This is a genomic window from Martinezella dioscoreae (assembly GCF_009176305.1).
In the GTDB taxonomy this organism is placed as follows: domain Bacteria; phylum Pseudomonadota; class Alphaproteobacteria; order Rhizobiales; family Rhizobiaceae; genus Rhizobium; species Rhizobium dioscoreae.
On the sequence record NZ_BLAJ01000001.1, the window covers coordinates 1,320,581 to 1,334,186 of the forward strand.

Below are 13,606 nucleotides of genomic sequence, written 5' to 3' on the forward strand. Positions count from 1 at the left end.
ACCAAATAAGGAGCGTTCCATGTCCTTCGTCAGTGAAATCCCCGTTGCAGACCCCAGTCTCGTCGCTGAGCACTATGCCAAGAGGCTTGGCTTCGAAACCGATTGCTCCGACGTCTACCAGTCCGCGACATCGGGCAATGTCGATTTCGTCCTGCTCGATGTCCGCGGCCCGGCCATGTTCCAGGAGAAGCATATCCCGGGTGCGATCAACCTGCCGCATGGCAAGATGACCGCGAGGAAGATGGCGGAATGGCCAGATGATACACTCTTCGTCGTCTATTGCGCCGGACCGCATTGTAACGGCACAGACAAGGCGGCCTGGCGTCTGGGCACACTCGGTAAGCGCGTGAAGGTCATGATCGGCGGCATGACCGGCTGGGCCGATGAGGGGTATCCGTTCGAGAAGGACTGAGCGCAAAGGGCAGAGCCGGCATAGACGGGTCTGCCCATTTTTGCGACACTGCGAAAAACTTCGGCATCTACGTCATTTGACTGTCGCGCTGCTTTCGTTTCCGTGACATTGTGCGAGTAAGCATAACGGGAACAAAAGTATGATTCTCAATCCATTTGATGATCGCGCGGAAAGGCCGCGGGCGAAGATCGCCTTCACCTTCGCGCTGCTGATCGTTTTCAATATTGCCGCCTGGATCTGGGCTTGGGTCGCTTTTGCAGACCGTCCGTCTTTGCTTGGTATTGCGCTTCTTGCCTATATGTTCGGCCTGCGCCACGCCTTCGATGCCGATCACATCGCCGCGATCGACAATGTCGTGCGCAAGCTCATTCAGGAAAACAAGCAGCCCTATGCTGTCGGCTTCTTCTTCTCGCTCGGTCATTCCTCGATCGTCGTGATCGCCTCGATCCTGATTGCCGCAACGGCGGCTGCCATGCAGAGCCAGCTCGATTCCTTCCACGATATCGGCGGCGTCATAGGTACGACGGTTTCGGCGGTCTTTCTGCTGCTGATCGGCGTCGCCAATCTCTTCGTCCTTAAAGGCGTCTGGTCCGCTTTCAGAAGGGCACAGAGGGGTGAGCGGATCGCAGAGGAAGATCTCGACACGCTGCTTGCCGGCGGCGGTTTTCTGGCACGCATCTTCCGTCCGATGTTCAAGGTAGTGACCCGCTCCTGGCACATGTATCCGATCGGCTTCCTTTTCGGCCTCGGCTTCGATACCGCAACTGAGATCGGGCTTCTCGGCATTTCGGCCGCTCAAGCCGCACAGGGCATGTCCTTCTGGACCATACTCGTCTTCCCGGCGCTGTTCACCGCCGGCATGTCGCTGATGGATACGTTGGATAGTACGCTGATGACGGGTGCCTATGGTTGGGCGTTCGTGAAACCCGTGCGCAAGCTCTGGTACAATCTGACCATCACTGCGGCTTCAGTCGTCGTCGCCGTCTTCATCGGTGGTATCGAGGCCTTGGGACTCATCGCCGACAAACTCGGCCTAGAAGGCAGCTTCTGGAGCTTCGTCGGTGAACTCAACGACAACCTTGCCAATTTCGGCTTCGCCGTCGTCGGCATCTTCTTGCTGAGCTGGCTGGTTTCGACCGTGCTCTACAAAGCCAGAGGCTACGACAACTTGCAGATCAATCGCTCATGACGCATCATCGCCCCAGGGATCGGGCATACCGTGACTGGAAATCGCCGTCCGCGGCTCCAGTCGCATGCGATGAGGGGCCACAATCATGATCCACGCAAGCAATGTTCGCAGCCTAGTGCTGGCAGCAGGCAGTCTATGCATCGTCAGCGCCGGCACGGCTTCTGCACAAGCCGTCGCAAATTGCCCATTGCAGCCTGCCGTCAGCACGACGCGCCAGGTCTTGAATTGCGAAGCTGGGCTTAGCGTCACCGTCGAGCGTGGCGCTCACTACCGGTTTGCAGACCGAAACCATGATGGTCGGGCGGATGCTCTCGTACTCGACAGCAAGGCAGCACTGGTTGATGTCGATCGCAACCGTGTTAAGGGCGGATTCGAAGTGGTGACGCCGCAGGCGATCGCCGCCGTGCGCGGCACGCGCTGGGCCGTCGACGTGAAACGGGGCAATACCTCCGTGCTTGTCCTGCGCGGCCGGGTCGCGGTCAATAAGGTATCGACCGGGCAGGGGGTTACGCTAGGCCAAGGACAAGGCGTCGACGCCGACCGGGGGCGCGCCGCATTGCGTGTCACCCAATGGGGACAGCCGCGCATAAATGCTTTGATGGCGCGCCTCGGCCAGTGAGATTCCGACATCATGCGCAGACCGCCGCTGCAGACGCTGATTGCGCTTTTCTTGACTGCCGTCTGGGGGATGGGCCTGGGCGTCGCGCATCTGCGCGGTGACATTCCCTTTGTCGACGGCGCCGAAGCGACGCTCACGAACCTCCGCAATACGCTCGGCGGCAGCTTCCAGCCACCCGATCTCGTCACGATCATTGCCATAGACGATGAGACGTCGCGTATGGCGGGACACTATCCTTTGCCGCGCGCCACGCTCGCCAAAGTGATCGATGCCATCGCCGCATTGGGGCCGAAAGCCGTCGCGCTCGATCTGCTTCTGGTCGATGCCGGCGACGAGGCCAACGATGCAGCATTGGAACAATCGCTCAAACGGACCAAGATTGTGCTGGCCGCAGCCGGCATCTTTCCCGAAAGCCGCCAGCGCGTCACAGAAGATAGCAAGGAACCTCTCGCTCGCGTGCCCAGTGCGCTGCAATTCCTCGAACCGCAGCAGCGGTTCGCCGACGTCGCAAGCTATGGCATCGTCAATGTGCAGACCGACAAGGCGGGCACGCCGCGTTTCGTGCCTTTGCTGTTTCGCAGCGGCGAGCGGATCGAACCATCCTTTTCGCTGCGTGTCGTTTCCACCGCAACCAACGAGCAGACAACCGTCATCTCCGATCATATCAAGATCGGTGACAGGTCCATCCAGACCGATACCGGCTATCTCATGCCGCTCTCGTTCTACGGTCCGCGCGGAACAATCCGCACCGTCAGCGCCAGTGCTGCGCTCAATGGGCACTTGCCGGAGGCTGCGATAAGGGATCATATCGTCGTTATCGGCGCGACCGTTACCGGCGGCGGCGATGTCTTTCCAACACCCTTCGATCCCGTTCTGCCTGGGGTCGAGGTTATCGCGACCTCGATCACGCATCTGATTGCCGGAGACGGGCTGGTACGCGACCGCAACGTCCGTTTTATCGACCTTTATTTCGCCGTCGGCCTGCCGCTGCTCGTCATTGCCCTTCTCTCCTGGCGGCGCAGTGCCATCGGCCCGATAACAGTACTCGGCGTCATGCTTGTCTGGTTCGCAGTCAATGTCAGCGCATTCAAGCATGGGATATGGCTGAGCGCAGCACTGCCGATTGCTGCGACCGTACCACCGATGCTGCTATATGGCGCTGCGCAGCTTTGGCTTGACCGCAGACGAGCGACGCGATTTGCCGAGCAAAGCGAGCTCCTGCAGCGCATCGAGGCGCCCGGTCTTGCCGAGCATCTTGCACGCGATCCCGATTTTCTCGCAAGCCCTGTGCAACAGGAAGCGGCCGTCGTCTTCATCGACATTAACGGCTTCACAGGTCTTAGCGAGGCCATTGGCCCAGCAGCTGTGCGGGAACTGCTGAACGGCTTCTACAATCTCGTCGATGAAGAGGTAACCGCATCCGGCGGTGCCATCACCAGCTTCATGGGTGATGGAGCGATGATCCTTTTCGGCCTGCCGCAGCCGAAGCCGAGCGACCCCGCCAATGCGGCGCGCTGCTGCATGCGTCTCGCCGCGCGGATGAAGGGCTGGCTCTCAGCACTGCCGGAGACGGTCGCTTCCCGCATCGGCTTCAAGATCGGTGCGCATTGCGGCACCATCGTCGCCTCCCGGCTGGGTGGTGGAGGACGACAGCAGATCACCGCAACCGGCGACACCGTTAACGTCGCAAGCCGGCTGATGGAGGTCGCCGCCAGCAATCGCGCCGAAATCGCCATCAGCCATGAGCTATTGCTTTCCGCCGGTCGGGACAGCGCGCCTTTCAATGAGGGCAGCCTCGATGGCCCGATCGAAACAGGCTTGCGTGGTCGCGCCGGGACCTTGACCATATGGCTTTGGCGCAGCCGGCCGTGATCAAACCAGCCTCCATCTGCCTGGTTTCATTCTCCCCACATCGGAATGATTGAAATCACCAGGAGGCACGCAAGAGAGATATTGACCGCGCGCCACTGCCATGCCGCTTTCAGCAGACGCCCGAGCATCTGCCCGAGAAGGCACCATACGGCGAGCGAGAAGGCTGCGATAAGGCAGAAAGTCACACCGAGCAATATACCAAGTCTAACGGGACTTTCTGCCAACGCAGCGAAAGAAGCAGCAGCCCCCATCGTCATGGCCCAGCCCTTGGGATTGTGCCAGAGCATCCATACGCCGGCGAGGAAGCCTGTCGGTCTCGCCATCTGCCCCACCTCGTGCGGCTGGCCGCTTCTGCCGATCCGAACGGCGAGCCAGAGCAGATAGAGGGACCCCAGCGTCTTCATGGCGATCTGCAGCATCGGCAGGGCCATCAACACGCTGCCGAGCCCCGCAGCCGCAGCGCAGGCCATGGAGCCCAAGCCGAAGGCAAAACCGCCCATGACGGGTATGGAGCGACGGAAGCCGAAATGCGCGCCGGACGCAGTCGCGAGCGTGGTCGCACCGCCCGGCGTTATGGTGGAAACCAATGCGAAGAGTATCAGCGGCAGCAGAGGTTCGATTGTCATATCCAGCCCTTCTCTAATCGAAAAAGGCATAGGCGCAGCTCCCGCATTATGAAATCGAATATTGAAGGATCAAGGCATTAGCAATTATAATGCCCAGATGATCCGAAACTTCGATATTACCCTCATCAGAACCTTCGCCACCGTTGCCGACCAGGGCAGCATGACAATTGCCGCCAATATGCTGCATATGACCCAGGGCGCCGTCAGCCAGCAGATCAAGCGGTTGGAGGATATGCTCAGCTGCGCTCTGTTCGAACGGGACAAGCGCGGATTGCGGCTGACGGAGGCCGGTGAACGCCTGCGCGGCAATGCTCGCCGCCTATTGGCGTTGAATGACGAGATCTGGGACGATATGACGGAAAGCACCGTTCGCGGCGGCGTCCGGCTCGGCGTTCCCTATGATCTTGTGGGCGCGACGCTAGCGCCCGTGCTGAAATCCTATGCCGAACGCCATCCGCAGGTGGAGATTTCGCTGGTCTGCGCATCGTCGCCGGAACTGCTGGAAGAGTTGGGGAAGGGAACCGTCGACCTCTGTGTGGTGGAGGAACCATACGGCACGTCGCAGGGCGAATGCCTTGCTGTGGAGCGGCTCGTCTGGGTCGGAGCGAAGGCAGGCAATGCCCATCGCAAGGTACCGCTGCCGATTTCGATGGTCGCCGATACCTGTGCCTTCCGATCGTCGGTCTTTGCCGCACTCAGCAAGGATGGGTTGCGCTGGCGGACGGTCTTTGAGAATGGCAATATCGAAGCGACCACGGCGACGGTGCGCACGGATCTGGCTATCACCGCCTGGCTCGCTTCGACCGTTCCAACCGATCTCGATATCCTCACCGGCGAGCAGGGTCTGCCCGAGCTGCCGGTCTTCTCAATCAACCTGCATTTGCCGAAGGGCGGCGCAACACCGCAGGCGCTGGAGCTTGCCCGCCATATCCGCGAGGGCATGATGCGGCCGCGCCAATCCGCGGCCGCCTAAATTCCGTCCTTGATAAAACCGCCTATGCCGCCTTCGGCAGCGGACCGACATAGCGCGACTGCGGACGGATCAGACGCCCATCGAGCGTCTGCTCGCGGGCATGGGCGATCCAGCCGACCGTGCGGCCGATCGCGAAGACGCCGGTAAACGAACTACGAGGAAAGCCGAGGGCGTCGAGCAGCAAGGCGGTGTAATATTCGACGTTGACGTCCAAGGACCGATCCGGCTTGCGCTCCTTCAGCAACGCCAGTGCCGCCGCCTCAATGGCTTCCGCCAGCGCGATACGTCCAGCATCCGCCTGGCCGCTCGCAAAGATCGGCTTTAATGCAGTCTTCAGCGCATCGGCGCGCGGATCGCGGACGCGATAGATGCGGTGACCGAAACCCATCAGCCGCTCGCCACGATCGAGCGCGTCAGACAACCATGCCCGGGCATTTTCCGGTTTGCCGACGCCGTCAAACATGTCGAGGACAGGGCCGGGGGCGCCGCCATGCAACGGACCTTTAAGGGCGCTGATTGCGGCGAGCACAGAGGAGGTCAGACCGGCATGAGTCGAGGCGATGACGCGGGAGGCGAATGTGGACGCATTCAAGCCGTGATCGGAAATCGTCACCAGATAGGCATCGAGGCCTGCGGTCTGCTCTGCGGTCGGGCTTCGACCCGTCAGCATGCGCAGGATATCACCGGATTGGGACAAGGATGCATCCGGCTTTATCGGTGCTTCGCCTTTCTGCAATCGCAAGATGGCCGGCAGGAAAACGGCCGGTGCCGCCATCAGGCGGATCGCGGTGGCGAAATCCTCACCGTCGGCCACGCGCGCCAGCAAGGCCCGCACGGCATCCACGGGTGGTAGCGCGAGCAGAGCGGCATCGGCGGCCTTCACATGCGGGAAAAGCGCAACACGAGCCGCGCCGAGTTGAGTTCGGATGGAAGCTGCGTCGATATGTTCGTCAAACAGGCCATCCAGCAGCAGCGCCGCAACATCCTCGAAGCGGCTGGTTGCCACCAGATCATCGAGCGACACGCCGCGGATGATCAGGCGACCGGCAGCGCCGTCGACATCGGACAGCTTGGTTTCTGCGGCAATGACATCTTCAAGACCACTTTTCATTACGGTTCTCCAATGAAAGAACACAAGGGGTAAAGCACCAGCATCTGCGGGCATTTCCTTGGGTTCAGTTGCTTTTTGACCGGCATTTTCGCCGATCGGCTCAATCTCTCGCTTCCGCGCGACAGGCATCTGCCGTTCGGTTCTCGAACCAATCTCCAATGCGTGATCCTGATGCCTTCGCGGCTTCGGTCACAGAGTGGCGTTCGGCTCCCGGTTTCCCATTCTCCTTGAGAGCGCGGCTCAGTCCTGCCGAGCCCGCTAAACTGCAATCAGGACAACCGGGATATCGTCGACGTGCCTTCCATAGGACCGGCGCCGCGCGGCTCGTAAGCACGCTGATCATGCAGGATCTGGAAAGCGATCGTCAAAAGCTTGCGCGCGATGGCAACACGCGCTTTATTAATGCCTCTGATCTTCAGGTGTTCGTATTGGGCGCGAAGCTGAGCATCGCTGGCGATGGCGGGCGTTACCGCCTCGACGAAAGCCCAGCGCAGCCACTTGTTGCCCTGCTTGATGATCTTGCCGTGAAAGGTCTTGCCGCCGCTCGAATAAGTCGACGGCACCAGGCCAGCATAGGCAGCAAGCTTCTTCGGGTTACGGAAGCGGCTGATGTCGTCGATCTCGGCATCGATCAGCCTCGCAAAGAACTCACCGATGCCGGGGATCGTCTTCAACAGCTTGACGTTGGCATTGGCCTTAGTCATTGCCCGGATTGTTGCTTCCGACTGTTTGATGCGCCCATCGATGTCGCCGATGAAGGCGAGGCCGCGGTCGATTTGGATGCGGTCGATCTCCGAGACGTTCACCTGCTTTAGCTGGGCACGGCCGGCCTTACCGAAAAGGTCGCCGAGCTTCTTCAACTGCGCCGTCTGCTCCGGGTAACGGTCGAACACCGTGACGATCCGGTTCTTCGTCATCGTGCGCAACCGCACGTAAAACATCCGCTCGCGCAGCGCGACGCGAAGGTCTCGCGACCTCTCGCTTGGTGCCCAGGCCTCCGGCACCAAATCGGCCCGGAGCAGATGCGCCAGCACCGTCGCATCGATCTTGTCCGTCTTGATCTTCGCGTCGGCGATCGCCTTGACCTTCAGCGGATGGGCGAGGACGACATCATCACAAATGTCGTCGAGCCAGTCGTACATCACCATCCAGTTGCGCGTCGCCTCGACAACCGCATGCGAGCTCTCACGGTATCGTTCCAGAAATCCACCCAGCGACTGACGATCGTTCTTCACCCGGCCAGAGCGCAGCGTCTTACCAGCCGAATTCTGCACCACAAGATGGCTGTAGGATTTGTGATAGTCGACGCCGATATGGTATTCATAAGAGGCAGTCATGCTTCCAACTCCCTTGTTGAGATCTACCAAACCCCAATAAGGTAAGCCGAAAGGCTGGAAGTGTGGCTGTCCCTCCATCATCACCTGCATCTCAGTGATCCGTTCTCTCAACGGGCGCGGCCTCTTTCATGCCACCTCCTTTGACTATCCGATTAGATCGGATCTATTCCTATTGACGTCAATCTTGACGCAATTGATCAATATGAGGACCGATGAGCTGGCTGACGGCAGAGCAGGCGCTGAACCTGCTGGGAACGAAATCACAGACGCTCTACGCCAATGTCAGCCGCGGGCGCATTCGTGCGAAAGCCGATCCCGCGGATACGCGGCGCAGCCTCTATTTTGCCGATGACGTCAAGCGATTGGCCACCCGCCACGCCGGACGGCGCAAGACCGAGACGGTGGCCGCCGAGGCCATTCAATGGGGCGATCCGGTATTGCCATCGGCACTGTCGACGGTTTCGAACGGAAGGCTTTTCTATCGCGGCAAGGACGTGGCGATGCTTGCCGAAAGCGCAAGCCTCGAAGATATCGCGCGGCTGCTTTGGGACATGAAGCGGCCGTTGCGATTCGATCCAAGCGAGGCGTGGCGGAAGCCGCCTTCCTTGGATAGTGCTTTCTCCGCGCTTGCCGAGCGCATAACAAGCGATCTGCCATCACTCGGGCGTTCGCTTCCGGCACTGCAAAATGAAGCCGAAAGCGTGTTTGGTACGGTGGCTGAGGCCCTGGCCCCGGGCGCGTGGGATCAACCACTGCATCGCCGTCTCGCGACTGCCTGGGACCGCCCTGATGCCGCCGATATGATCCGCCGCAGTTTCGTCTTGCTTGCCGATCACGAGCTGAACGCTTCGACCTTCACCGCAAGGATCACGGCATCCGCAGGCGCCACGCTATCCGCCGCCACTCTATCCGGCCTCTCCACACTGACAGGTCCGCTGCATGGCGGTGCATGGCAGAGCGTGCGTACGCTGATCGCGCGGGCAGCCACGACGGGGGTGGATGAGGCGGTCCGCAGCTATCTCGCGGAAGGACGGCCATTGCCGGCTTTTGGCCATCAGCTTTATCCTGATGCCGATATCCGGGGAGAGGCGTTGCTTGGCTGCTTCACGCTGCCGCCGCTCTTCGCCAGAGTTCGCGATGTCGGCGAGCAACTGGTCGGAGAACGCGTCAATGTTGACTTCGCCCTGACAGCGATGACCCACGCCTATCATCTCCCGGAGAATGCGCCGCTAATCATCTTCGCGCTGGCACGGACGGTCGGATGGCTCGCGCATGCCATGGAACAGGCGACCAGCGGCAGGCTCATTCGGCCGCGTGCGCGCTATGTAGGTCCGCCTGTACTATGATCTCATTCTTACCGGACATAGGGCGTTTTCTTCTCAACTCACCGGAAGGTGACAAACAGCTTCGATATTGTGGCCATCAGGATCGAGAATGAAAGCGCCATAGTAGTTCGGATGATAATGAGGGCGCAGACCTGGGGCACCGTTATCGGTGCCGCCGGCGATTATCCCGACCCGATGGAAGTCATCGACGAGCTCCCTGTTTCGGGCGGCAAAGGCGATATGGGTGCCTGTTTGCAAAGCATCGCGCTGACCGATCCAGAAGAAAGCCTTCTGGCCAATACCGTAACCCGCAAATCTTTCGCCTTCGGCATAAAGGCGTTCTATGCCTATGGAGCGCAGTAGTGTGTCGTAGAAGATCTTCGATCGCTCGATATCGCGAACCCCGATCGTCACATGATCCAGCACATCACCCTCCAAAAGTGAGATTGAACTCCATTAACGCTGACCAACGGCGCCAGCGTCGCGGTCGGCAAGCTCGACCCAACCAATGACAAGTTTGCGGTTGGCAATCAGCCAGATCGTTGCCAGCGCGACCAAACCGACGACGATATTGGCAGCGACGAAGAGAATGGGAGCAAGTTGCGTCACTGGACCAACATCGCCACGTTCGACAAGGCGCATGGGGGCGGTTGCCAGTGCGGTCGCGCCGAAGGTGAAGGCCCAATAAGCGGGGCTGAAGCCTTCTTTCATGATCCAGGGCAGGAGGCGCAACATGATCAGGGCCTGCAGCAAGCCGTAGCCGATCATTGCGTGGACGAGCATGTCGGGAGGGCTTTGTGTGGCGCTGATATAGGCTAACGCACCGACAGCCGGCGGAGCCAGTTGAATTCCGAGGGTTGGTCGCAGCGGCGCGGCCAACGCCGGCCCCGTCAGCAGGCGATGCAGCAGGGCGGATTCGATAGCAAGCCAGGCGAAGAAGCCGGCGCCGAAGAAAAGCTGCGCCCATTGCGGAAAGCCGAGTGCGGCGCCGACAATAGCAGTCACGAAACTGCCGGCGACGCTTGGCAGATAGAGCACGGCTGTCGTCGTGGCAATATCGCGTTCGCCCTGCCAGAGCCCTCCGGTTCGCCAGACGGAGAACGCCAGGGTATAGACGGCGCCGATCAGGAATATTGTTTCGGCGCCGATACGCGAATAGGGCAGCAGGCCACCGGCCACCAGCATGGTTGCGACACCGACAAGGCCGATAAAGCAGCATTGGACAGGGTGCGCCACTTCCTTGAATGCCTCCTCGCGCGCCACCATCCACTTCAAAGCGTAGAGCACGATCAGCACCAGCCAGACGGCCAGCGCAATAAAGGTCAGAAATTCACCGATCAGTACTGGCAGATGCCAGATGCGGGCACCCACGCGCCAGGCATTGGCGAGACCGGAAAGCCCAAGAACCATGCCGAAAAACGAAGCTGGAACCAGCGGTAGTTTCAAAGACGCAGCCATATGCCCCCTTTGACGCTCTATGTGAGCGCCACCCTAAAGAGAATGATGCAAAGAACCCGAGATCGATGCTAAATCCATCAACATGAATGAAGCGCAAAATACAGCTTTCCTCGAAACCGGCAAAGCGCGATCATGGCGAAAAGCGGGAGGTCAGACCAGGCGACATCACAGATGCGTGAACGGGCGAATTTTCCTTCGCTGACCGGCTTATGCATAGCTCGCCCGTCATTTGTTCATTGGAAAATGCTGCGAAATGTCTCTATTGAACATTCAAACGATTAAAACCGTCCTAGGAGACTGACATATGCAAATCGGAATGATTGGCCTTGGCCGTATGGGCAACAACATGGTGCAGCGCCTGATGAGAGGCGGTCACAGTGCGGTTGTTTTCGATGCGCGTCCGGAAAGCATCGCCGGGCTTGAGCAGCTCGGCGCCACCGGCAGCAAGTCTCTCGCGGATTTCGTATCGAAGCTCGCTAAGCCGCGCGTTGTCTGGCTGATGTTGCCGGCGGCAATCGTCGATCAGGAATTGGCGGCGATCGTCCCGCTGCTGGAAGAGGGCGACATCGTCATCGATGGCGGCAATTCCTATTATCACGACGATATCCGCCGTGCCGAAGAGCTGAAGCCGAAGGGCATCCATTACGTCGACGTCGGCACCAGCGGTGGCGTTTTCGGTCTGGAGCGCGGCTATTGCCTGATGATCGGCGGCGAAAAGGAAACCGTCCAGCATCTATCGCCGATCTTCGCGACACTTGCCCCCGGTGTCGGTGACGTCGCTCCGTCGGCAATGCGCTCGGAAGAGGCTGCCAAGAACAGCACGGCGGAGCAGGGCTATCTGCATTGCGGCCCATCCGGCGCCGGCCATTTCGTCAAGATGGTCCATAACGGCATCGAATATGGCCTGATGGCTGCCTATGCCGAAGGCTTCAACGTTCTGCGCCATGCCAATATCGGCAAGCAAGACGCGGAGAAGGACGCCGAAACCGCGCCGCTCTCCCACCCGCAGTATTACCAGTATGATCTCGACATCGCCGAAATCTCGGAAGTCTGGCGCCGCGGCAGCGTGATCACCTCTTGGCTGCTCGACCTCACGGCCGATGCCCTGCACGGCGATGCAGCGCTTTCGCAATATGCCGGCCGCGTTTCCGACTCCGGCGAAGGCCGCTGGACGATCTCGGCCGCGATCGACGAAGGCGTTCCAACGCCGGTGCTGAGCGCTGCGCTTTACGGCCGTTTCGCTTCGCGCGGCAATGACGACTACGCCAACAAGGTTCTCTCTGCCATGCGCGCCGGCTTCGGCGGCCACCATGAGAAGCCGGCGAAGTAATTGGTTGGTCTATCGATCTGATGATAGCGAGCCGGGTGGGTCAAACCTCCCGGCTTTTTCTTGTCCGCTTTTATTATCCCGATACGTCGAGCCGGAAACCGCCTTGCACTTTTCCTGGGGGACCTTCAGCCCAGCAGATCGGGCCGCAGGAATATGACCGGAGTGGGCGAACCGACTTCCAGCTGCGAGGCATGTGGCGGGCGGACGACCAGGCAATCGGCACGCGAAAAGACTTTCATCATCGACGAATCCTGCTTCGAGAAGGGCTCGGCGAGCCAGCCGCCGTCGGCAGCTTTCGTCAGCGTTGCGCGGACGTAATCCTGTCGCTGATCGTTCGCCGCAAAGGACATGGCGGCGCGTGCAAAGCCTTCGCGCTTTATCGGCGGCAGGGATGCGAGCTTTCTTATCAATGGCTCGAGAAAGAGCAGGCCGCAGACGAGGCTGGAGACGGGATTGCCGGGGAGGCCGAGGACATGCATGTCGCCGAGGCTGCCGACCATAAGCGGCTTGCCGGGGCGCATGGCGATACGCCAGAAATCCAGCTTCATTCCCGCAGCCACCATTGTCGCCTGCACCAGATCGTGGTCACCGACAGAAGCGCCGCCGAGCGTGACGATGATGTCGGCCTTGGCCACCTGCGCACGGCCTATGGCGGCGGTGATATCGTCGCTGTCGTCGGCGACGATGCCGAGATCAAGCACATGCGCGCCTGCATTGCGGGCCAGTGCAGCGATGCCGAACGTGTTGGACGCGATGATCTGCGAGGGACCCGGTTCATTGCCGGGAGCCACGAGTTCATCGCCGGTCGCGAGAATCGCCACCAGCGGCCTCCGGTAGACATCCAAGGCCGGATGGTTCATGGCCGCGGCGACGGTAAGCCTCGAAAAGTCCATCACCGTGCCGGCGGGAAGCACGGCTTCGCCTTCCAGGAAATCCTGTCCGCGCGGGCGAATATGCTGCCCCTTGCGCAAGGGATAGGTCGTGCGGATGCGATCGCCCTCCAAGCGCTCGGCGTCCTCCTGCAAAAGCACCGAATCGGCACCGGCCGGAACGGGCGCGCCGGTGAAAATGCGAACCGCTTTGCCCTTGCCGACGGTTCCTTCGAAGGCATGGCCGGCAGCCGAGGCGCCGATAACCTGCAGCTCAGAACCAGGCAGTGCCGCATCCTCGAAGCGCAGCGCGTAGCCATCCATCGCCGAGGCATCGAAAGGCGGCTGTGTCAGGCGCGCCGTCAAATCTTTGGCCAGAACCCGGCCTTCGGCCATATCAAGCGGAACGCTTTCAACACGGTGGATCGGCGCGGCACTGTCCAACAAGCGCGCTTGCGCTTCGACAACGGGTAGCAGGCTCATAT

13 protein-coding genes are annotated in these 13,606 nt (G+C 60.3%); 7 read left to right on the forward strand and 6 right to left on the reverse strand.

The genetic code is table 11. The features are described from left to right. Window positions 1-19 precede the first annotated feature (19 nt). From GDN47_RS06395 to GDN47_RS06410, 4 genes are all read left to right on the forward strand, one after another. Window positions 20-412, forward strand: coding sequence for a rhodanese-like domain-containing protein (locus GDN47_RS06395; RefSeq protein WP_152092818.1), 393 nt, complete (start codon window positions 20-22; stop codon window positions 410-412). A gap of 139 nt (window positions 413-551) precedes the next feature. Continuing rightward, the gene (locus GDN47_RS06400) at window positions 552-1,601 is read left to right on the forward strand and encodes a HoxN/HupN/NixA family nickel/cobalt transporter (protein ID WP_152092819.1); all 1,050 of its coding nucleotides are present in this window, start codon (window positions 552-554) and stop codon (window positions 1,599-1,601) included. An 85-nt stretch (window positions 1,602-1,686) separates the two neighbouring features. After that, window positions 1,687-2,220 carry a FecR domain-containing protein gene (locus tag GDN47_RS06405; protein WP_145317411.1) on the forward strand — a complete coding sequence of 178 codons (534 nt, stop codon included), beginning with the start codon at window positions 1,687-1,689 and terminating at the stop codon, window positions 2,218-2,220. A gap of 12 nt (window positions 2,221-2,232) precedes the next feature. After that, a complete protein-coding gene (locus GDN47_RS06410) occupies window positions 2,233-4,092 on the forward strand; it encodes a CHASE2 domain-containing protein (protein WP_152092820.1) in 1,860 nt (619 codons plus the stop codon). A 26-nt stretch (window positions 4,093-4,118) separates the two neighbouring features. Here the strand turns inward: GDN47_RS06410 and GDN47_RS06415 are convergent, their stop codons facing one another. Continuing rightward, complete coding sequence (locus tag GDN47_RS06415; protein ID WP_152092821.1) at window positions 4,119-4,718, reverse strand: LysE family translocator; 600 nt, start codon at window positions 4,716-4,718, stop codon at window positions 4,119-4,121. Between the two features lie 97 nt (window positions 4,719-4,815). On the opposite strand from GDN47_RS06415, the gene GDN47_RS06420 reads away from it, so the two are divergent. After that, window positions 4,816-5,691, forward strand: coding sequence for a LysR family transcriptional regulator (locus tag GDN47_RS06420; RefSeq protein WP_173002448.1), 876 nt, complete (start codon window positions 4,816-4,818; stop codon window positions 5,689-5,691). Between the two features lie 22 nt (window positions 5,692-5,713). Here the strand turns inward: GDN47_RS06420 and GDN47_RS06425 are convergent, their stop codons facing one another. Both GDN47_RS06425 and GDN47_RS06430 read right to left on the reverse strand, forming a co-directional pair. Further along, complete coding sequence (locus tag GDN47_RS06425; protein ID WP_152092823.1) at window positions 5,714-6,802, reverse strand: citrate synthase/methylcitrate synthase; 1,089 nt, start codon at window positions 6,800-6,802, stop codon at window positions 5,714-5,716. Window positions 6,803-7,071: 269 nt separating this feature from the next. Beyond that, window positions 7,072-8,139 (reverse strand): IS110 family RNA-guided transposase, encoded by a 1,068-nt coding sequence (locus GDN47_RS06430; RefSeq protein ID WP_152092824.1) that lies wholly within the window; start codon window positions 8,137-8,139, stop codon window positions 7,072-7,074. A 212-nt stretch (window positions 8,140-8,351) separates the two neighbouring features. Here GDN47_RS06430 and GDN47_RS06435 point away from each other — a divergent pair, with 212 nt between their 5' ends. After that, on the forward strand, window positions 8,352-9,485 hold the full coding sequence (locus tag GDN47_RS06435; protein WP_113330672.1) for a citrate synthase: 1,134 nt from the start codon (window positions 8,352-8,354) through the stop codon (window positions 9,483-9,485). Window positions 9,486-9,518: 33 nt separating this feature from the next. Here GDN47_RS06435 and GDN47_RS06440 read toward each other — a convergent pair whose 3' ends face one another. Both GDN47_RS06440 and tehA read right to left on the reverse strand, forming a co-directional pair. Then, window positions 9,519-9,890: a VOC family protein gene (locus GDN47_RS06440; protein WP_113330673.1), complete on the reverse strand. Its 372-nt coding sequence runs from the start codon at window positions 9,888-9,890 to the stop codon at window positions 9,519-9,521. A gap of 30 nt (window positions 9,891-9,920) precedes the next feature. After that, window positions 9,921-10,922, reverse strand: a complete 1,002-nt coding sequence (gene tehA / locus GDN47_RS06445) for a dicarboxylate transporter/tellurite-resistance protein TehA (protein ID WP_152092825.1) — start codon at window positions 10,920-10,922, stop codon at window positions 9,921-9,923. A 304-nt stretch (window positions 10,923-11,226) separates the two neighbouring features. Between tehA and gnd the strand changes: the two genes are divergently transcribed. Further along, the gene (gene gnd / locus GDN47_RS06450) at window positions 11,227-12,252 is read left to right on the forward strand and encodes a phosphogluconate dehydrogenase (NAD(+)-dependent, decarboxylating) (RefSeq protein WP_069612206.1); all 1,026 of its coding nucleotides are present in this window, start codon (window positions 11,227-11,229) and stop codon (window positions 12,250-12,252) included. Window positions 12,253-12,377: 125 nt separating this feature from the next. Here the strand turns inward: gnd and GDN47_RS06455 are convergent, their stop codons facing one another. After that, on the reverse strand, window positions 12,378-13,604 hold the full coding sequence (locus GDN47_RS06455) for a molybdopterin molybdotransferase MoeA (protein ID WP_152092826.1): 1,227 nt from the start codon (window positions 13,602-13,604) through the stop codon (window positions 12,378-12,380). Window positions 13,605-13,606: the final 2 nt, after the last annotated feature.

Coding starts and splice junctions, on each gene's coding strand:
- GDN47_RS06425 (WP_152092823.1), bottom strand. CDS start 6,802: ATGAAAAGTGGTCTTGAAGATGTCATTGCCGCAGAAACCAAGCTGTCC.
- GDN47_RS06415 (WP_152092821.1), bottom strand. CDS start 4,718: ATGACAATCGAACCTCTGCTGCCGCTGATACTCTTCGCATTGGTTTCC.
- GDN47_RS06395 (WP_152092818.1), top strand. CDS start 20: ATGTCCTTCGTCAGTGAAATCCCCGTTGCAGACCCCAGTCTCGTCGCT.
- gnd (WP_069612206.1), top strand. CDS start 11,227: ATGCAAATCGGAATGATTGGCCTTGGCCGTATGGGCAACAACATGGTG.
- GDN47_RS06420 (WP_173002448.1), top strand. CDS start 4,816: ATGATCCGAAACTTCGATATTACCCTCATCAGAACCTTCGCCACCGTT.
- tehA (WP_152092825.1), bottom strand. CDS start 10,922: ATGGCTGCGTCTTTGAAACTACCGCTGGTTCCAGCTTCGTTTTTCGGC.
- GDN47_RS06455 (WP_152092826.1), bottom strand. CDS start 13,604: ATGAGCCTGCTACCCGTTGTCGAAGCGCAAGCGCGCTTGTTGGACAGT.
- GDN47_RS06400 (WP_152092819.1), top strand. CDS start 552: ATGATTCTCAATCCATTTGATGATCGCGCGGAAAGGCCGCGGGCGAAG.
- GDN47_RS06430 (WP_152092824.1), bottom strand. CDS start 8,139: ATGACTGCCTCTTATGAATACCATATCGGCGTCGACTATCACAAATCC.
- GDN47_RS06410 (WP_152092820.1), top strand. CDS start 2,233: ATGCGCAGACCGCCGCTGCAGACGCTGATTGCGCTTTTCTTGACTGCC.
- GDN47_RS06435 (WP_113330672.1), top strand. CDS start 8,352: ATGAGCTGGCTGACGGCAGAGCAGGCGCTGAACCTGCTGGGAACGAAA.
- GDN47_RS06405 (WP_145317411.1), top strand. CDS start 1,687: ATGATCCACGCAAGCAATGTTCGCAGCCTAGTGCTGGCAGCAGGCAGT.